Source organism: Kitasatospora sp. NPDC059088, assembly GCF_042738155.1.
Taxonomy (GTDB): domain Bacteria; phylum Actinomycetota; class Actinomycetes; order Streptomycetales; family Streptomycetaceae; genus Kitasatospora.
In genome coordinates this window covers 1-19,650 of record NZ_JBHYGR010000098.1, presented here as the reverse complement: position 1 = coordinate 19,650, position 19,650 = coordinate 1, and the positions used below count along the sequence as shown (strand labels likewise).

12 protein-coding genes are annotated in these 19,650 nt (G+C 73.8%); 9 read left to right on the top strand and 3 right to left on the bottom strand.

Translation table 11 applies throughout. The features are described 5' to 3' along the window. Window positions 1–252: 252 nt before the first annotated feature. From ACFWXO_RS32715 to ACFWXO_RS32695, 5 genes are all read left to right on the top strand, one after another. Window positions 253–471: an MbtH family protein gene (locus ACFWXO_RS32715; protein WP_375890468.1), complete on the top strand. Its 219-nt coding sequence runs from the start codon at window positions 253–255 to the stop codon at window positions 469–471. Window positions 472–578: 107 nt separating this feature from the next. Then, window positions 579–857 (top strand): phosphopantetheine-binding protein, encoded by a 279-nt coding sequence (locus ACFWXO_RS32710; RefSeq protein ID WP_375890467.1) that lies wholly within the window; start codon window positions 579–581, stop codon window positions 855–857. Beyond that, on the top strand, window positions 857–2,014 hold the full coding sequence (locus tag ACFWXO_RS32705) for an acyl-CoA dehydrogenase family protein (RefSeq protein WP_380528431.1): 1,158 nt from the start codon (window positions 857–859) through the stop codon (window positions 2,012–2,014). The genes ACFWXO_RS32710 and ACFWXO_RS32705 overlap by 1 nt, the downstream gene beginning before the upstream one ends. Before the next feature lie 33 nt (window positions 2,015–2,047). Then, window positions 2,048–3,310, top strand: a complete 1,263-nt coding sequence (locus tag ACFWXO_RS32700) for a class I SAM-dependent methyltransferase (protein ID WP_375890464.1) — start codon at window positions 2,048–2,050, stop codon at window positions 3,308–3,310. A 27-nt stretch (window positions 3,311–3,337) separates the two neighbouring features. After that, window positions 3,338–4,450, top strand: coding sequence for a DUF6421 family protein (locus tag ACFWXO_RS32695; RefSeq protein WP_375890462.1), 1,113 nt, complete (start codon window positions 3,338–3,340; stop codon window positions 4,448–4,450). 122 nt (window positions 4,451–4,572) lie between these two features. On the opposite strand, the gene ACFWXO_RS32690 is transcribed toward ACFWXO_RS32695, so the two are convergent. Beyond that, window positions 4,573–9,705: an amino acid adenylation domain-containing protein gene (locus tag ACFWXO_RS32690; protein ID WP_380528428.1), complete on the bottom strand. Its 5,133-nt coding sequence runs from the start codon at window positions 9,703–9,705 to the stop codon at window positions 4,573–4,575. 90 nt (window positions 9,706–9,795) lie between these two features. After that, window positions 9,796–13,053 carry an amino acid adenylation domain-containing protein gene (locus tag ACFWXO_RS32685; RefSeq protein WP_380528427.1) on the bottom strand — a complete coding sequence of 1,086 codons (3,258 nt, stop codon included), beginning with the start codon at window positions 13,051–13,053 and terminating at the stop codon, window positions 9,796–9,798. A gap of 463 nt (window positions 13,054–13,516) precedes the next feature. Here ACFWXO_RS32685 and ddaH point away from each other — a divergent pair, with 463 nt between their 5' ends. The 3 genes from ddaH to ACFWXO_RS32670 all read left to right on the top strand — a co-directional run bounded on the left by ddaH (window position 13,517) and on the right by ACFWXO_RS32670 (window position 17,356). Continuing rightward, on the top strand, window positions 13,517–14,377 hold the full coding sequence (gene ddaH, locus ACFWXO_RS32680; RefSeq protein ID WP_375890456.1) for a dimethylargininase: 861 nt from the start codon (window positions 13,517–13,519) through the stop codon (window positions 14,375–14,377). A gap of 133 nt (window positions 14,378–14,510) precedes the next feature. After that, on the top strand, window positions 14,511–16,433 hold the full coding sequence (locus ACFWXO_RS32675) for a non-ribosomal peptide synthetase (RefSeq protein ID WP_380528425.1): 1,923 nt from the start codon (window positions 14,511–14,513) through the stop codon (window positions 16,431–16,433). Then, window positions 16,430–17,356, top strand: a complete 927-nt coding sequence (locus tag ACFWXO_RS32670; RefSeq protein ID WP_375890453.1) for a TauD/TfdA family dioxygenase — start codon at window positions 16,430–16,432, stop codon at window positions 17,354–17,356. Before ACFWXO_RS32675 ends, ACFWXO_RS32670 begins: the two co-directional genes overlap by 4 nt. A gap of 51 nt (window positions 17,357–17,407) precedes the next feature. On the opposite strand, the gene ACFWXO_RS32665 is transcribed toward ACFWXO_RS32670, so the two are convergent. Continuing rightward, the gene (locus ACFWXO_RS32665) at window positions 17,408–17,977 is read right to left on the bottom strand and encodes a TetR/AcrR family transcriptional regulator (RefSeq protein ID WP_380528422.1); all 570 of its coding nucleotides are present in this window, start codon (window positions 17,975–17,977) and stop codon (window positions 17,408–17,410) included. A 177-nt stretch (window positions 17,978–18,154) separates the two neighbouring features. Between ACFWXO_RS32665 and ACFWXO_RS32660 the strand changes: the two genes are divergently transcribed. Further along, window positions 18,155–19,585 (top strand): MDR family MFS transporter, encoded by a 1,431-nt coding sequence (locus tag ACFWXO_RS32660; protein WP_380528449.1) that lies wholly within the window; start codon window positions 18,155–18,157, stop codon window positions 19,583–19,585. The last annotated feature ends 65 nt before the right edge of the window (window positions 19,586–19,650 follow it).

Here is a 19,650-nt window from a genome sequence, read left to right as displayed (position 1 = left end):
TATGGATATCGGCCCGGACGGGCCCCGGTCCGGGCGTCCCTACTTCTCTTCCGACCATTGACAGCGGGGTGGGACGCGGAGAGGATCATTGGCATCGAAGCCCCTGCCCGGAACCGGACTTATGGCCGCCGCGAGGCGTTCGGCCCCGCCGTTGCCGGATTGCCCGGCCGTTCGATCGGCCGATGAGGAACCCGGGCGGAAATACGTGTCGACGGGTGTGCGGGGGCAGGCCTTGATCGGAAAGAGGGACACGTGAGCGAGCAGAGCGACGAGGACCTCCGGTCCTACCAGGTCGTCGTCAACCACGAGGAGCAGTACTCGGTTTGGCCTGCGGAGAGCACCCCGCCGGCCGGCTGGACCGCGCCCGGGTTCACCGGGACCAAGCAGGAATGCCTCGACCGCATCGCCGAGGTGTGGACCGACATGCGTCCGCTGAGTCTGCGCCGGGCAATGGCCGGCGAGACCTCCTGAAATCCACGTCGGGGTCGCCGGCCGACGCGTCCTGAATCGCGCGGCCGAATTCAGTCGCATTCACCAGAAGCAGCGATGGTTTTCCGTACAGCGGGAGGGGCAACACCGTGAGCAGGCCATGGGACGACCGTTTCGAGAAAGTACTCCTGAAGGTCGTCCCCGGGATTTCCGGTGGCGCCGAACTGGTTCCTGATCTGGATCTCTCGGGAGCCGGTCTCACCTCCATCGGAATCGTCCAGCTGATGATGCAGCTGGAGCGTGAGTACGACGTCGAGTTCGCCTTCGAGTTGCTCAACTTCCAGATCTTCGCGACGCCCGCCACGCTGTGGGCCGAGGTTTCCGAAACCCTCGCGCAGGCGGGCCACGCGGTTCGGAAGGACGGCTGATGACGGCGGCCGCGGCCGAGCTCGTGGCCGGGATCCTGCCGGTCCTGCGCGAACAGGCCGCCGAGTCCGACCGGCGCGCGGCCTTTCCGGCCGCGTCGCTGGAGACCCTGCGCGAGCACCGGCTGCTCAGCCTGACCGTCCCGCAGGAGTACGGCGGCTCCGGCGCCTCCACCCGGCTGTGGACCGAGGTCGCGCAGGAACTGGCCGGCGCCTGCCTGTCCACCGCCCAGATCTGGGCGATGCACGTGTCGCACGTCGACGCGGTGGTCCGGTACGGCAGCGCGGCGCTCAAGGCCGACCTGCTCACCCGGATCGGTACGGAGGAGCTCTTCATCGCCTCCGTCACCAGCGAACAGGGCCGGGGCGCCAGCCTGTTCACCGCCAACAGCCCGCTGGTCCCCGACGGCGACCGGGTCGGCATCGACCGGATCGCCCCGGTGGTGACCGGCGGCGCGCACGCCGACGGGTACCTGATCAGCATGCGGGCCGGCGCGGAGGCCTCGGAGCACGAGGTCTCGCTGGTCTACGCCGACCGCGCGGACCTGGAACTGGCGACCACCGGGGAGTGGAACGCGCTCGGCATGCGGGCCACCGAGAGCGTCGGGATGGTCATCAAGGGCAGCGCCCCGGCCCGGAACGTCATCGGCGGCTCCGGCCGCTTCGCCGACGTGGCGCGGGAGAGCATGATCCCGGTCTCGCACCTCGCCTGGGCCGCCTGCTGGCTGGGCGCCGCCCGCGGCGCGCTGAGCGAACTGGTGCGCTTCCTCTGGAAGTCCGGCCGGGCCGAGGGCGCCTCCGACCTCTTCCACGAGCGGCTCGCCCGGATCCGGGTGGACCTCGAACTCGCCAGCGCCTACCTCACCCGGGTCCGCGAGGAGGTCGACCTGGCCCGCGCCGAGGGCCGCTCGCTGGCCCACCCGCGGACCCAACTCCAGCTCAACGCCCTCAAGGTGGCCACCTCCGACCTGGCCTTCCGGGCGGTCGACAACATGGTGCAGCTGGGCGGACTGCGGCTGGGCTACCTCCAGGACGCCCCGATCCCCCTGGAGCGGCACTTCCGCGACCTGCGGTCGGCCAGCCTGACCCATGCCAACGACGGCCTGCGGGTGGGCATCGGAGCGCTGTCCCTGCTCGACCGCTCGGTGACCCTGATCTGATCGGCCGCCGATCCGCACCGCAACCCTGAGCGAATGGGAGTAGCACAAGTGTCGACGCCGCACGGGCTGATCGGGCACGAGAACACCGTCTCCGAGTTCTACGGGACGTTCCCCTACCCGTGGAAGCCGGTCTACTTCGACCGGATGAGCGACCCCGACTTCCACGCCGCCCTGATCCGCCAGGAGACCGGCCGGGCCGGCCTCGGGCCGATCCGCCGGATCTGGGTGGCCGGCTGCGGGACCAACCAGGCGCTGATCACGGCGCTCCAGTTCCCCGCGGCCGAGGTGCTCGGCACCGACGTCTCCGCGGAGTCGCTCGCCATCTGCCGACAGAACGCCGAGCAGCTCGGGGTGACCAACCTGCGGCTGGTGCAGCAGGGCATCACCCAGGCCGGGTACGACCGGGAGTTCGACCTGGTCGTCTGCACCGGGGTGATCCACCACAACCCGGAGCCGCGGCGCTGCCTGGAGCGGCTGTCCGCGGCGGTGCGGGACGACGGCGTGCTCGAACTCATGGTCTACAACCGCTTCCACCGCCGGGAGGCCGAGTCCTTCCAGGCGGCGCTGCGGATCCTGGCCCCCGAGTCCGAGCACGGCCACCGCGAGCGGTACGCCCTCGCCCGGAGCCTGGCCGGCTCGCTCCAGGTCGAGAGCACCATGACGAAGCACCTGGAGGACACCCGGCGCAGCCCCGAACCCGCCTGGGCGGACCGCTGGATGAACCCCTGCGAGACCTCCTACGACGTCGACTCGCTGGCCGGGCTGGCCAGGGAGTGCGGCCTGCTGCTGGAGGCCCCGAAGGTCAACGGCTTCGACAAGATGCGCCGGCGGTTCCTCTGGACCACGGAGCTCACCGACCCCGAACTGCTGGCCCCGTACGAGCGGTTGGACGACCTGGCGCGCTGGCAGCTGGTCAACCTGCTGCACCTGGACAACTCGCCGATGCTCTGGTTCTACCTGCGCCCCGACCGCGCCGGCACGGGCACCAGGGTCTCGGACGCCGACCGCAACCGGATGTTCCTGGACGGCGTGCTGGACCGCCCGACGGCCGTGCGCCACCGCCACGTCCTGGACCGGGACGGCGCGTACCACCCCGACCCGAACGCCTCCGAGGTGGCCTCCTGGCCCGCCTGGCCCGAGGTCAAGGCGATCCAGGAGGCCGCGGACGGCCGCCGCACCGGCCGGGAGATCCTCACCGGGCTGGGGTACGGCACCGGCTTCAACGCCGTCCAGCGCGCCCGGGTCATGCTCACCACCTCGGAGTTCCCGCACCTGACCGTCACACCGGCCGGCTGACCGGCCGCGCGGAGAGGAGAACCAGTCGTGGACCCCGTAGCGCCGGTGATCGCCGAAGTGAACGCCCTGCGCCGCCGGTTGCAGCCGGTCGCGGACCCGAGGGACCCGGTGTTCCTGGAGCGGCTGGCGAAGGAGCTGGCGGACAGCGCCGAGCTGAGCCGCCAGCCGATCGTCCGGGCCTTCCTGGCCGACCTGCGGGACAGCCCGGACGGCTCCCGGCTCCGCGCGACCAAGGCGCACATCAACGAGGAGCGCGACAACCACGTCTTCTCGTTCTTCGACGCCTCGTACTTCCCGAAGCTCTCGCTCGACTACCTGGCGTACCGGACCCTGCCGACCGACCCGCACCTGGCCGTCCGGTACGCCAGCAACACCCGGCCGGTCAACCTGCTCGCCAAGTCGGAGGGGTTCGAGTCCCGGGTGGTCGTCGCCCTGTTCCCGGAGAACCACCTCGACGGCCGGCAGGACCCGGACGACCTGATCTTCTACTTCATCGACAAGTTCGTCGAGCGCCACAACCGGATCACCCGGAAGATGATCGACGCCGTGATGGCACCGGGCAGCTTCCCGCGGATCCAGGGCGCCCCCGACCACGTCGTCGAGGCCGCCTCCTCCTGGTGGGTCCGGCTGCACGAGTACCACCACCGGCAGGGCGACCTGCCGATCCCGGAGTTCCTGGACGCCAAGAAGCTCAAGCCGCTGGCCGGGCTGGAGGAGCTCCGGGTGGACGTCTCGGCCATGCTGGTCTGCCTCGACGACGCGCAGCTGCCCGAGCAACAGGCCCGGGCCGCCTACGAGTACATCCTCGCCGAGCGGCTGCTGCGCTACGCGGTGGAGGGCATCCCGCGCCCCAACTACGACGCCGTCGCCTCCCAGCTGCTGTTCAGCTACCTGACGGAGCACCGGGGCATCCGGCTGCGCGACGGCCTGATCGAGCTGGCCCCGGAGCTGCCGGCGGTGCTGGCCGCCTTCCTGGGCGAGATCCAGGCGATCGAGCGGCGGATCCGCACCGAGCCGCTGGAGCGGGTGCGCGCCGGGCTGCTGGAGTTCACCAACCGCTACACCGACTACGACCCGCAGGCCAAGGACTACCGGCACATCCCGTTCTTCGCCGAGGTCAAGCAGCGCCTGGGCCTCTGAGCCCCCGTACGGCCCGCGCACCGCCCGCACGTCCCGCACGTCGCCCGCCCGGACGGGACACCGACGGACCGGCCCGCAGCTCCCGCCGCGGGCCGGTCCGGTCGTTCCCGGGGTCCGTCCGGTCACTCCGGCCGGGCGGTGTCGGTCAGCACGGTCCGACGGCGTCGGACCACCACCGGCTCCGCCCCGCCCGACTGCCCGGTCCGGTCCACCTCGGCAGCCAGTTCGGCGATCGTCGCGTGCTCGAAGAACCGCACCAGCGGGACCGTGGCCCCCAGCGAGGACCGGATCCGGCTCAGGATCTGGGTGGCCATCAGGGAGTGCCCGCCGAGCCGGAAGAAGTCGGTGTGCACGCCGATCCGTTCGACCCCGAGGACGGACTGCCAGATCCCGGCGAGCGTCTCCTCGACGGGCGTGCGCGGCGCCGTGTACTCCTCCTCCGGCTCCGGCGCGGCCGGCAGCGCACCGCGGTCCACCTTGCCGTTGGGCAGCAGCGGGAAGGCGTCCAGCACCACCACGGCCGAGGGCACCATGAAGTCGGGCAGGGTGCGGGCGGCGTGCTCGCGCAGCGCGGCGCCGTCCACCGCCGTCCCGGCCATCGGCACGGCGTACGCGACCAGCCGGTCGCCCGTCGCGGAGCCGCTCACCACGGCGACGGCGTGCGCCACCGCGGGGTGCGAGCAGACCGCCGACTCGACCTCGCCCAGCTCGATCCGCAGGCCGCGCAGCTTCACCTGGTCGTCGGCCCGGCCGACGAACATCAGCTCGCCGTCCGGTGTCCAGCGCACCACGTCCCCGGTCCGGTACATCCGCTCGCCCGGAGCCCCGAACGGGCAGGGCACGAAGCGGTCGGCGGTCAGGACGGGGCGGTGCAGGTAGCCGCGGGCCAGCCCGGTGCCGGCCAGGTAGGCCTGCCCGGGGACGCCCGGCGGCACCGGCCGCAGCGCCTCGTCCAGCACGTACACCCGGGCGTCCAGGTTCGGCCCGCCCAGGGTGGGCACGCCGTCGCCGGAGAGCGGGCCGGTGGTGGTGGAGATGACGGTGGACTCGGTGGCCCCGTAGATGTTGATCATCCGGCGCCCGGGCGACCAGCGGCCGACCAGGTCGCCGGGCAGCACCTCACTGCCGCTGGCCAGGCCGACCAGCGCGGGCAGCTCGACCGGGGGCACCGTGGCCAGCCGGGTCGGGGCGAGGAAGGCGTGGGTGACCCGCCGCTCGCGCAGGAAGTCCGCCAGCTCCTCGCCGGCCAGCGGGCCCGGCGGAGCCACCACCAGGGCCGCCCCGACCGGGAAGGCCATCAGCAGCTCCAGCACCCAGGCGTCGAAGCTCGGCGTGGACACCTGGAGCACCCGGGAGCCGTGGTCGATCCGCAGCCGCGCGGCCATCTGGTCGCTCAGCGCGAGCAGACCGGTGTGCGGCATCACGGCGCCCTTGGGGACACCCGTCGAGCCCGAGGTGTAGATCGCGTACGCGGGGCTGAGCGGGTCGAGCGGGGCCGTCCGGTCGGCGTCGGTGGGATCGCCGTCCGGCTGCCGGGCCAGCAGCTGCGCGGTGGCGGGCTCGTCCAGCACCAGCCGGGCCGTTCCGGTGTCCGGCAGCCCGGTGTCCGGCAGCCCGGAGTCCGCGGTGGTGACCACCAGGGCCGGACCGGCGTCCGCGAGCATGAACGCGATCCGCTCGGCCGGGTAGCCCGGGTCGACCGGGATGAACGCCGCCCCGGCCTTGGCCACCGCGAGCACCGCCACCACCAGCTCGACCCCGCGCGGCAGCGCCACGGCGACGAACTGCTCCGGGCCGATCCCGCGCCCGATCAGCAGCCGGGCCAGCCGGTTGGCCCGCGCGCCGAGCTCCCGGTACGTCAGCCGGGTGTCGCCGAACTCCAGGGCCGGCGCCTGCGGGGCCCGGGCGGCGGCGGCCTCGAAGAGCGCCGCCAGCGTCACCGCGGGGATGCCGGCGCCGGTGCTGTTCCAGTCCTCCAGGATCCGTCGGCGCTCGGCCGCCGGGAGCAGCTCCAGCTCGGACAGCGGCCGGGCCGGTTCGGCGACGGCGGACGCGAGCAGGGTGGTGAACCGCTCGGCCAGCGCGGCGACGGTCCGCCGGTCGAACAGCGCCGTGTTGTAGGTGACGTGCCCCAGCAGACCGGCCGGGCCGCCGTCCGCGTCCTGCTGTTCGGTCAGCGAGAAGTCCAGGTCGAAGGGGGAGACCGGCAGCTCGAACAGCACCGGCTCCACCCGGAGCCCGGCCAGCTCCGGGCTGGCCTCGGGCCGGCCCGCGACCGACAGCAGGACCTGGAACAGCGGGTTGCGGCCCGGCTGGCGGGCCGGGTTCAGGGCGGACACCAGCAGGTCGAAGGGGACGTCCTGGTTCGCGTAGGCGGCCAGGTCGGTCTCCCGCACCCGCTCCAGCAGCGCCGCGAAGCTCGGGTCGCCCGAGGTGTCGGTGCGCAGCACGACGGTGTTGATGAAGCAGCCGACCAGCCGCTCCAGCGACACCTCCGAGCGGCCCGCCACCGCCGTGCCCAGCGGGATGTCCCCGCCCGCGCCCATCCGGGTCAACAGGGCGGCCAGCGCCGCCTGCACCACCATGTGGACGCTGGCCCCGGCGGAGCCGGCCAGCTCGCCGACCGCCCGGTGCAGCGTGGCCGGGACGGCGAGCGGGACGGTGTCGCCCCGGTAGTCGGCGGTGGCCTGGCGCACCCGGTCGGCCGGCAGCGGCAGCTCCTCGGGCAGCCCGGCCAGGCGCCCGGTCCAGTGCGCGAGCTGCCGCGCCAGCCCGCTGTCGCGGTCCGTCGCGGAGCCCAGCGCGTCGTGCTGCCACAGGGCGTGGTCCGGGTACTGCAGCGGCAGCGGCTCCCAGCGCGGCGCGGCCCCGGCCCTGCGGGCGGCGTAGGCCGTCGACAGGTCCTCGCACAGCGGCTGCCAGGAGAGGCCGTCGCAGGCGATGTGGTGGATCACGATCAGCAGCAGGTGGTCCTCGGCGCCGACCTCGAACAGGCAGGCCCGCACCGGCGGTTCGCCGCTCAGGTCGAAGGGCCGGGCCGCGGCCGCGCGCAGCGCCGCGTCGAGGTCCCCGGCCGCGACCGGGAGCACCGGAAGCGCGGGCTCGAACGGATCCCGCACCAGCTGGCACGGCTCGCCGTCGCGGACCGGGAACACCGTGCGCAGGCTCTCGTGCCGGGCGATCACGTCACCGAGCGCCGCGTGCAGCGCCGCCCGGTCCAGCGGACCGGTCAGCCGCAGCGCCAACGGCATGTGGTAGTAGGAACTCTGGCCCTCGACCTGGTTGTTGAACCAGATGCCGCGCTGGGCGAGCGACAGCGGCAGCGTCGCCGGACGCGCCACCGGGGCCGGCCCGGACGGCTGGGGGGCCGGCTCCGCGCCCCGTTCGGCGACCAGCCGGTCGATCTCGGCGGCCAGCGCGCCCAGGGTGGGGGAGCGCAGCATCTGGCGGACCGACAGCTTGACGCCCCAGGCCCGGCGCACCCGGGCGACCACCTTGGTGGCCAGCAGGGAGTCGCCGCCGGTACGGAAGAAGTCCTGCTCCCGGCCGGGCGTGCCGCCGTCGAGCACCTGGCCCCAGATCGCGGCCAGCCGCCGCTCGGTGCCGGTCCGCGGGGCCTCCGTCGCGGGGGCCGGCGCCGACGCCGGGGCGGCGGCGGAGGGCTCGTCCCGGTACTCCAGGGTGCCGTCGCGCAGCCGCCGGGCGGTGCGGCCGTCCGGCACGCCCGCCACCGTCACGGCGCCGAACACGCCGACCGGGCAGGGCCGGCCGTACCGGTCGGTGAGCACCACCCCGTCCTCCGGCACCGCGCCGGGCTCGTCACCGCCCGGGGCGAGGTCCCCGGCGCGGGACCGCGGCCGCTCCAGGAAGGCGGCCAGCAGCAGCCGGAAGTGCCCGGCCAGCTGTTCCACGGTCGCGCGGTCGAACAGGTCGGTGGCGTACTCGAAGCGGCAGTCGACCCGGTCCCGGTCGTAGGTGACGACCAGCTCCAGGTCGAACTTGGCGGTGTCGTTGTCGAGGTCCACCAGCTCGACCCCGCAGTCCGCCAGGGCCGGCGGCGCGGTGGCCTGGTTGACCGAGCACATGACCTGGAAGACCGGATTGCCGCCCGGGGCGCGCTGGATCCCGAGCGCCTCCACGACCTGGTTGAACGGGACGTTCTGGTGGGACAGCGCCTCCACCGAGACGGTCCGGACCCGGTCCAGCAGCTCGGCCTGGGTGGGCCCGTCGGCGAGGTCGACCCGCAGGGCGACGGTGTTGGAGAAGAACCCGACCACCGGCTCCAGCTCGCGGCGGGCCCGGTTGGCCACCGGCACGCCGATCACCACGGTGTCCTCGCCGCCGTAGCGGTGCAGCAGTTGGGCGAGCACCGCGACCGCGCCGGTGAACAGCGAGGCCCGGTCGCCGCCCTCCCAGCGCCGCAGGGCCGCCTGGAGGTCCGCCGGCACCGCGACCGGCACCGAGGCCCCGCGCATGCTCGGCTCGACCGGGCGCGGCCGGTCCGTCGGCAGGGCGGGCCCGGCGGGGACGTCCTTGAGCCGCTCGCGCCAGTAGCCGAGCTGCTGCTCGTACAGGTCCCGGGCCTCGGGTTCGGCCTCCCAGCCGGTGTAGTCCGCGTACTGGAGCCCGGGCGGCGGCAGTTCGGGCTCCTCGCCCCGCACCCGGGCCGAGTAGAGGACGCCCAGCTCCTGGAAGAGGATGCCCTCGGACCAGCCGTCGGTGACGATGTGGTGGAGGTTGACCACGGCGTGGCAGAGCTCGTCCCGCACCCGGATCAGCACCACGCGCAGCAGCGGTTCGCCGTCCAGCCGGAACGGCCGCCGGGCCGCCTCGGCGATCAGTTCCTCGGCCGCCCGCCCGCGTTCCGCCTCCGGCAGCCCGCGCAGGTCGTGGTGGTTCCGGGCCACCCGCACGGACGGCGCGATCTCCTGGAACAGTTCCTCACCGGTGAAGCCGAAGGTGGTCCGCAGCGCCTCGTGCCGGGCGAGGAGCGCGTCGAAGGCCCACCACAGGGCGTCCTCCCGCAGCGGGCCGGAGATCCGCAGCGCGAACGGCACGTTGTAGGAGGTGCTGGACTCGTTCAGGTGGTCGATGAACCAGAGCCTCCGCTGCGCCGCGGAGGCCGGGATCCGGCCCTCCCGGGGCCGGCGGCGCAGTCCTCCGGCGGGATCGGGCCCGCCGTCGCCGGAGAGGATCCGGCGCAGCAGGTCGCGCTTGAGTCCGGTCAGTCCCGTGCCGGATGGCTCGTCAGGCATGTCGCTCTCCCCCATGGTCGAGAAACGGTCGAGAAGTGGTCGGACCGCCGGCCTGCTCGCCCGGTGGGCCGGCGGTCGGGTGGCCCACGGTCAGGACAGCTGCCGCAGCAGCTCCCCGGCCTCGGCCTCGGTCATCTCCTCCAGCCGTCGCACCAGCAGCTGCTCGACCTCCGCGCTCAGTTCGCGCAGCGTCGGCTTGGTGAAGACCGACATCAGCGGCAGGTCGATGCCGGCCCGCTGGCGCACCCGGGAGACGAACCGGGTGGCGACCAGGGAGTTGCCGCCCAGGGCGAAGAAGCCGTCCAGCGCCCCGATCCGGGCCAGGCCGAGCAGGTCGCGCCAGATGTCGGCGACGAAGGCCTCGACCGGCCCCTCGCAGGGCTCGCCCGGTGCCCCGGCGTCGTCCAGCAGGCGCTCCGGGGGCGCCAGCGCGCCGCGGTCGATCTTGCCGTTGGCGGTCACCTCGAAGCGGTCCTGGACGGTGACGAAGGAGGGCACCATGTACTCCGGCAGCCGCTGTCCGACGTGGGCGCGCACCTCCTCGGGCGAGGGCCGCCGGTCGGGCCGCAGCGCGGTCACGTAGGCGACCAGGCGGCGCAGCCCGTTCTCGCCCTCGTGGACCAGGACGACCGCCTCCTTCACCCCGGGGTGGTCCTCCAGCACCGCCTCGATCTCGCCCAGTTCCACCCGCATGCCGCGGATCTTGACCTGGTGGTCGGTGCGGCCGACGAACTCCAGCCGCCCGTCCGACCGCAACAGGCCCTTGTCGCCGGTGCGGTAGAGCCGCTCACCGGCCACCGAGGGGTGCGGGAGGAAGGCGGCGGCGGTGCGGGCCGGGTCGCCGGCGTAGCCGCGGGCCAGTCCGACGCCGCCGATGTACAGGTCGCCGACGACGCCGATCGGGACCGGCCGGAGCGAGGCGTCCAGCACGTGGACGGTGTTGTTGTCGAACGGCCGGCCCAGGCTGACCGGCCCGGCGCCGGCGAGGTCCTCGGCCGTGCAGGTGTGGTGGGTGGAGTCGATGGAGACCTCGGTGGCGCCCCAGGTGTTGTGCAGCTCGCCGGGCATCAGCGCGCGGAACCGCCGCACGGTGCCGGGGGACAGCGCCTCGCCGCTGGAGGTGGTGCCGCGCAGCGCCTCCAGTCCGGCGGCGCCGCGCTGCTCCACCACGTCCAGCACGGAGTTGAGCATGCTGGGGACGACCTGGAGGTACACCGAGCGGTGCCGGGCCAGGGCCTCGACGATGGCCTGCGGGTCGCGGTGCAGGTCGGGCGGCAGCACCGCCACCCGGCCGCCGACGGACAGCGGCCAGAAGATCTCCAGGGCGGAGTCGTCGAAGGTGAGGGTGGTCTTGTGCAGCACCGTCTCGCCCGGTCGCAGGGCGTGCCGGCGCTGCATCCAGGTCAGCCGGTTGACCCAGCCGCGGTGCCGGTTGGCCACGCCCTTGGGGGCCCCGGTGGAGCCGGAGGTGTAGTACACCGAGACCAGGTGCTCCGGATGGGCCGCCTGGGCGGCTTGGTCGGGGTGCTCGGGGTGGTCGGGGCCGTCCGCCGGGTCCCGGTCCGGCAGCGGGCCGATCGGCTCGATGCCGTCGAACGGCTCCAGCGGCACGCCGCCGGTCAGCACCACCCGGGCGCGGGCGTCCCGCAGGATCTGCTCCAGCCGGGCGCGGGGCGCCGCCAGGTCGAGCGGCAGGTAGGCGCCGCCGGCCTTGAGGATGCCGAGCAGGGCCACCACCAGGGCCACCGAGCGCTCGACGAACACGCCGACGCACTGGTCCGCGCCGACCCCGCGCCCGCGCAGGTGCTCGGCCAGGGCCGAGGCGTGGCGGTCCAGTTCACGGTAGGTCAGCTCGCCGTCCGCCGCGCTCACCGCGACGGCGTCCGGGGTGCGGGCGGCCTGCGCCTCGAACAACTCGTGCACGCAGCGCTCTTCCGGGAACTGCGCCCCGGTGCGGTTCCCGCGGGCGATCAGGGCCCGTTCGGCGGGCGAGCAGAGCTCGTACGCCTCCAGCGGCCGGTCGGGGTCGGCCAACAGCCCGTCCAGCAGCGTCCGGTAGTTCTCGGCGAGCCGGGCGACCGTGGTGCGGTCGAAGAGCGCGGTGGCGAACTCGAACCGGCCGTCCAGGCCGCCCTGCGGCGAGCGGTCCAGGTAGAGGCCGAGCTCGTACCGGGCGGTCGCGGTGCGCACGTCGAGCGGGCGGACCTCCAGGCCGTCCAGGTGCGGGCGGTGCTGGGTGTGGTTGTACGCGAAGACCGTCTGCACCAGCGGGGCGTGGCTCAGTCCGCCCTGCAGCCCGAGCCGTTGGACGATGTGGTCGAACGGGGTCTCCTGGTGGGCGAAGGCGTCCAGGCAGGTCTCGCGCAGCGCGCCCAGGTAGTCGGCGAAGGTCTGCCCGGGGGTGTGGTCGCTGCGGATCGGGAGGGTGTTGACGAAGAAGCCGAGGGTCTGTTCCAGGCCATCGCCCGGCCGGTTCGCGACCGGGGTGCCGACCACGAGGGACCGCTGTCCCGAGTACCGGTGCAGCAGGAGGGTGAACGCCGCGAGCAGGACCATGTAGTGCGAGGCGTTGTGCTGTTTGGCGACTTCGGTGAGGCGTTGCGTGGACGAACCGGAGAGTTTGAAGCGGACGTCCCCTCCGGCGAAGTCCTGGGTGGCCCCGCGCGGGCGGTCGGCGGGCAGCCGGAGCAGGCCGGGAACGCCGGTCAGCGCCGACTCCCAGGACGCCAGGTCGGCTTCGGCCGCGGGGCCGGCGAGGCGCTCGCGCTGTTGCACCGAATACCGTGGATAACTCACCGCGAGCGGCTCGGAAACCGGCGGGAGACCGGTTTTCACGTTCCGGTAGGAGCGGCCGATCTCGTCGATCAGAAGTCGGCCGGACTGGCCGTCCGTGATGAGGTGGTGGAGGTTGAGGTACAGGATGTGGTGGTTCTCGGACAGCTTCGCCAGCCGGATGTCGAAAAGCCCGGGGCGGCTCAGGTCGAAGGGTTGCGAGGCGGCTTCGGAAAGCCGGCGCAGGACCGCTCCGGCATCCGTTCCGAGGTTTTCCACCGGGAGTGCGAAGGGCAGTTCGTCGGCTATCAGTTGGACCGGCCGGTCCCCCCGGACGGCGAATCCGGTGCGGAGCGGCTCGTGCCGTCCGACCAGCGCGCGGATCGCCTCGGTGAGTGCCGGGACGTCGAGTTCACCGGTGATTCCGTAGGCGGCCGGCTCGTTGTACACCGGCACGTCCGGGTGGAGCTGGTGCAGGAACCAGAGGCGTTCCTGGGGGTGGGCGAGCGGGATCTCCCGGAGGGCGGGGTGCTGTTCCTCGGCCGGAATTCCGGTCCCGGTGTCCTGGTTCGTCATCCGGCGGTCCGACCTTTCCTTCCCGCGGATCGCCGGAATTCCGGTGGAGTTCGGCGATGCCGGGTCGTGATTGCGCGGTTCGGGGCATCTGGGCACTCCGGCGCAAGCTATTGACTGACGCCCGGGAAAGTCAAGGCCCCGGATCATTGATCCCCCCTGCGGCGGTTGGAGGGGTAACGGAGCGGTTGTGCCCGGTATGTCGCCGGGGTCGCGGGGTGCGGGCCGTCCGCCGGAGGGGCGGAGCGGCGGAGTCCGGTCGGCCGTTCCTGGCATGAACACCCGGGACAATGGGCAGGTCGACTGCTAGGGTCGGGTGATTGTGGGCTTGCCGATGACATGTCAGGATCGTTGCGGTGGCGGCGTTTCGTGACCTGGCCCTCGTGAACCCCACCGGCGCCGCGGTCCGCACGGCGACCCGGCACCTTTTCCCTCTCCTGAAACCACCATCGCAGAGGAGATCCCTGTGTCCAGTGGCGGTACTCAGCCCGAGCCGATACGGCCGACAGCCCGGAGGGCCACCCCGCGCCGACTCCTGATGTGTCGTCCGCAGCACTTCGACGTGACGTACTCCATCAACCCGTGGATGCACCCCGAGAAGCCGGTGGACCGCGAGTCGGCGCTGCTCCAGTGGGAGCGGCTGCGCGAGGTGTACCTGTCGCTGGGCCACACCGTCGAGGTGATCGAGCCGGTGCCCGGCCTGCCGGACATGGTCTTCGCCGCCAACGGCGCGACGGTGGTGGACGGCAAGGTCCTCGGGGCCCGGTTCCGGCACGTCGAACGGACCGCCGAGGGGCCGGCCTACCTGGCCTGGTTCGTCCAGCAGGGCTACCGCGAGGTGCTGTGGCCCGAGTTCGTCAACGAGGGCGAGGGCGACTACCTGCCGGTCGGGCGGCGGATCCTGGCCGGCACCGGCTTCCGCACCGACCAGCGCTCGCACTACGAGGCGCAGGAGTTCTTCGGGCTGCCGGTCACCTCGCTGACCCTGGTCAACCCCGAGCACTACCACCTGGACACCGCGCTCTCGGTGCTCTCCGACACCGAGGTGATGTACTTCCCGGCGGCCTTCACCCCCGGCAGCCGCTCCGTCCTGGAGACCCTCTTCCCGGACGCGATCCTCGCCGACGCCCAGGACGCCGCGGTGTTCGGCCTCAACGCCTTCTCGGACGGCCTCAACGTGGTGCTGCCGCAGGCGGCGGCCGGCCTGATCGAGCAGCTCCGGGAGCGCGGCTTCAACCCGGTCGGGGTGGACACCACCGAGCTCCTCAAGGCGGGCGGCGCCGCGAAGTGCTGCACCCTCGAACTGCGGCCCGAGCCGCGGGGCTGAGCCGCCGGGGCGTCGCCGCCCGGCGGAGCGGTCGCCCCGCTGTGCACCCGCCCCGCCGTGCAGTCGAGCAGTCGAGTCAACTCGCCGAACGACCCGGGCCGGACCGGGGCGTGGGAGGAATGAGGAGTCCGCGTTGCAGGCCGAGCAGAACAGAGCCGAGCCCGACAGGGCCGAGCACGACAGCACCGCCGCACCGGCCGTCACGGCGGAACGGCTGGCCGAACTCTCCGCCGGGCCCGCCGTCCCGGCGGCCGAGCCGGTGTACCGGCGCTTCGCGCGCTGGGCCGAGCGGGACGGCGGGCGCCCCGCCCTGCTGACCGGCATCGGCGACCTCGACTACGCGGAACTGGACAGCTGGGCCGGTGAGTTGGCCGGCCGACTGCACGCCGTCGGGGCCCGGCCGGAGCAGCGGGTCGCGATCTGCCTGCCGCGCTCGCCCGCCCTGGTCGCCGCGGTGCTCGCGGTGCTGCGGGCCGGTGCCGCCTTCGTGCCACTGGACCCGGAGTGGCCGAAGGAGCGGATCCGGGCCGTCCTCGCGGACGCCGAACCCTGCGCCGTCGTCGGCGACGCCCGCACCGCCGCGCTCCTCGACGGCGGGGCGGTCCCGGTGCTGGACGTGGACCACGGCGGCGGACGCCCGCTGGAGCCGGTCGCGGTCCGGCCGGACCACCTCGCCTACGTGCTCTACACCTCCGGCTCCACCGGCCGGCCGAAGGGCGTGCTGATCGAACAGCAGGCGCTCGCCAACTACGTGGACCACGCCGCCCGCGCCTACCTCACCGGCGACCCCGCCGCCGAGGGCGCCGCGCTGCACACCCCGCTCACCTTCGACCTGACGCTCACCGGCCTGCTCGCCCCGCTGGTCACCGGCGCCGGCGTCCGGATCGTCCCGGACGGCCAGGGGGTCGACGAACTGGCCGAACTGCTGCGCCAGGGCGTCCGGTTCGACCTGGTCAAGCTCACCCCGGCGCACCTGCGGATGCTGGAGCACGCCCTCCCGCTGTCCTTCCACACCCCCGAGGTGGGCACCTTCGTGGTGGGCGGGGAGGCGCTGCCGACCGAGCTGGTGCGCCCGTGGCTGGAGCGGATGCCGCAGCTGCGGGTGGTCAACGAGTACGGCCCGACCGAGGCCACGGTGGGCTCCTCGGCCGCCTTCGTGTCCGCCCCGCTCCCGGTCGGACCGGCCGTGCCGATCGGCCGGCCGATCGCCAACGTCCGCCAGTACGTGCTGGATCCGGACCTGGGGATCGCCGGGGTCGGGGCCACCGGGGAGATCCACATCGGGGGAGCTGGCCTGGCACGCGGGTACGCGGGGCTGCCCGGCCCGACCGCCGGGCACTTCGTCCCGGACCCGTACGGGCCGCCCGGCAGCCGGCTCTACCGGACCGGCGACGCGGGACGCTACCTCCCGGACGGCTCGGTGGAGTTCGTCGGCCGACTGGACGACGAGGCGAAGGTGAACGGCCACCGGGTCAGCCCGGGGGAGATCGAGGCGGTGCTCCAGCGGCACGAGCAGGTGGCGGCCGCGGCCGCCGTGGTCCGGGACGTCGGGGAGACCCGACGGATCATCGCCTTCGTGACCGGCCGGCCCGGGGCGCGGCCGGAGCCGGAGGCGATCCGGGCCTGGACCCGGGAGGTGCTGCCCGGCTACCTGGTGCCCTCGGTGGTGGTGCCGGTGGAGGACCTGCCGTTGACCGCGAACGGCAAGGTGGACCGCTCCCGCCTCCCGGACGCCCCCGTCGAGGCCTCCGGCCCGAGTGCCCCGCCGGTCACCCCGGTGCAGCAGGCACTGGCCGGGATCTGGCAGGAGGTGCTCGGCCTGGACGAGGTCGGGATCGACGACCACTTCCTGGACGTCGGCGGCGACTCGGTCGCCACCCTGCTGGTGGCGGGCCGGGCGGCCAGGCTGGGGATCCGGCTGGAGAGCCGGATGCTGCTCGACCACCCGACGATCCGCTCGCTCAGCGCGGCCCTGGAGCAGGAGTCGGAACAGGAGCAGGACCAGGAGTCGGAGCCGGGGTCCGCGCGGCCCGCGTCGGCGGTGAGCGCCCGATGACGCTCCCGTACCGGATCGAGCCGGACCGGGCGTCGACCCTGCTGGTCGACCACGCGCGGCAGCACCGGGCGCGGATCAGGGAGCTGGTCCGCGAGCACGGGGCCGTGCTGCTGCGCGGCTTCGCGCTGCGGGGCGTCGAGGACTTCGAGGAGACCGTCCGCCGACTGGCCGGCCCGCCGCTCGCGTACCAGGAGAAGTCGTCCCCGCGCAGCCGGATCCAGGGCGGGGTCTACACCTCGACCGAGCACCCGGCCCGGGAGGAGATCTTCTTCCACAACGAGAACTCGTACCAGGCCTCCTGGCCGATGACGCTGTTCTTCCACTGCGTCCAGCCGCCCGCCGACCGCGGCGCGACCCCGCTGGCCGACTGCCGGGAGATCCTCCGGCTGCTCGACCCGGAGGTGCTGGCCGACTTCACCCGGCGGCGCTGGATGCTGGTGCGCAACTTCGGCCCCGGCTTCGGCCTGCCCTGGCAGGAGGTCTTCGGGACCACCGACCGGGACGAGGTGGCGGCCTACTGCGCGGCCAACCGGATCGAGCCCGAGTGGCTCGACGACGGCACCCTGCGCACCCGGGTGGTCCGCGACGCCGTCCGGACCCACCCGGGGACCGGTGAGCCGGTCTGGTTCAACCACGCGGCGATGTTCCACCTGTCCACCCTCTCGCCCGGTGTCCGGGCCGGCCTCGAAGCCCTCTTCGCCGCCGAGGAGTTGCCCAACAACACCTACTACGGCGACGGCGGCCGGATCCCGGACGACGTGATGGCGCACGTGCGGGACTGCTACCGCAGGGCCGCGACGCGCTTCGACTACCGGGAGGGCGACGTCGTGATGCTCGACAACATGCTGACCGCCCACGCCCGCGAGCCCTTCACCCCGCCCCGCCGGGTCGCCGTCGCCATGGCCGAGCCGCTGAGCGGTTGAGCGGTTGAGCGGCCGGGTCGTCGGAGCGGTCCGGCGGGCCGCCGCCCGCGGTCAGTGCAGCAGGGGCAGGAAGAGGGTGTCGACGATCTCCTCCAGGACGTCGTCGGGCGCGGGCGCGAACGTGGTGAGGATCTGGAGGCGCAGCAGGTCGAAGGGGAGCGACTTGAGTCGGGGGGTGAGCCGGGCCGGGTCGACCTCGCCGCGGGCGGCGGCGCGTGCGAAGAGCAGGTCGAGTGCTTCGGCGCGGCCGGTGACCAGGGGGTCGACGAGGTCGGCGGGGCTGGTGCCGGACTCCTGGCGGTAGCCGGCCAGGTGCATCTGCACCACGGTGATGAGTTCGACCCGGGTGGTGTTGATCTCCCGCATCAGGGTGAGGACGTCCCCGCGCAGGCTCCCGGTGTCGGGGGTGTCGATCCGGGCCCCCCGGACGGCGTGCCCGATGGCGGCGCGGGCCAGTTCGTCGCGGTTGGGCCAGCGCCGGTAGAGGACCGGCGGGCTGGTGCCGGCGCGCTTGACGACGGCGTCCATGGTGAACCGGGCGTAGCCGTGGTCGGCGAGTTCCGCCCAGGCCGCGTCGAGCAGTGCCTTCTCCAGTGCCGGCCCGCGGCGTCGCTCGGCCATCGCCGATCCCTCCGTTAGGAAGACTTGTCTTTCTTATCCTAGCGCCCTACTCTGGCCGCCGTAAGATAGAACTCTGTATCTAAGGGAGCCGTCGTGGGCACCCCCCACCGCACCGACCCCGCCGCCGCACCCGCGCCCGCCGCCACGCCGTCCGGCCCCGACCGGGTGGACCCCGCCGTGTGGCGGCTGGCCGTCACCCTGATCACCGGCGCCCTCGCCGTCGTCTTCGACACCACCATCGTCAGCGTCGCCCTCGACGACCTCGCCGAGCGGCTGCACGCCCCGCTCTCCACCGTCCAGTGGGTGGGCACCGGCTACCTGCTCGCCGTGTTCGTCACCATCCCGCTGGCCGGCTGGGCCCAGGCGCGGTTCGGCGGCCGCCGGCTCTGGATCGCCGCCCTCCTCGGCTTCCTGCTGGGCTCCGTGCTCAGCGCCCTGGCCTGGGACGCGGCCTCCCTGATCGCCTTCCGGATCGTCCAGGGCGTCGCCGGCGGGCTGATGATGCCGCTGGTCAGCACCCTGCTGATGCAGGCCGCCAAGGGGCGCAACACCGGCAAGGTGATGGCGATCATCACCGTGCCCACCGCGCTCGGCCCGATCCTCGGCCCGGTGCTGGGCGGACTGATCCTGCACGTCGCCGACTGGCGCTGGCTGTTCCTCGTCAACATCCCGTTCTGCGTCGTCGGCGTGCTGCTCGCCCGCCGCGACCTGCCCGACGACCGCCCCGGCCCGGACCGGCCGCGCGCCCGGCCGGACGTGCTCGGCATGCTGCTGCTCTCCCCGGGCTGCGCCGCCGTGATCTACGGCCTCTCCCGGGTCGACGGCCGGGGCGGCTTCGCCACCGCCGAGGTGCTCGTCCCGCTGCTCGGCGGGCTCGCCCTGGTCGCCGGCTTCACCACCCGGGCGCTGGCCCGCCCCGAGGGCGCCCTGGTCGGCGTGCGACTGTTCCGCCACCGTTCGGTGGCCTCCTCCGCCACCCTGCTCTTCCTGGGCGGCGTCGCCCTGTACGGGCCGATGCTGCTGCTGCCGCTGTACTTCCAGCAGCTGCGCGGGCAGGACGCGCTCGGCGCCGGCCTGCTGCTCATCCCGCAGGGCGTCGGAGCGCTGCTGGCCCGCGGCCTGGCCGGCCGCTACACCGACCGCTTCGGCCCCCGCCGGGTCTCGCTCGCGGCCTTCGTCCTGGTCGCCGCCGCCACCGTGCCGTTCGCCTTCGTCGGCGCCGACACCGGTCTGCTCCCGCTGGCGGCGGCCCTGTTCGTCCGCGGCCTCGCGCTGGGCGCCGCCATGATCGCCCCGGCCGGTGCCGCCTTCGCCGGTCTGGAGCGCGCCGAGATCCCCGACGCCAGCATCATCACCAGGGTCGCCCAGCAGATCGGCGGCTCGGTGGGCATCGCGCTGCTCACCGTGGTGCTCCAGCACGGCACCGGCGGCATCCGCACCCCGACCGCCCTGGCCCAGGGCTTCGACCAGGCCTTCTGGTGGTCGGTGGCGCTCACCGCCGCGGCCGTGCCGCTCTGCCTGCTGCTGCCCGGCCGCCCCGCGACCGACCGTCCAGCGACCGGCCGCCCCGCCGCCGAGGGCGCCGCTCCGGCCGGTGCCGGGGACTGACGCACCGCAGGCCGTGGGGGCCCCCCCCCCCGCGGGGGGGGGGGGGGGGGGCGGGGGCGCTGCCC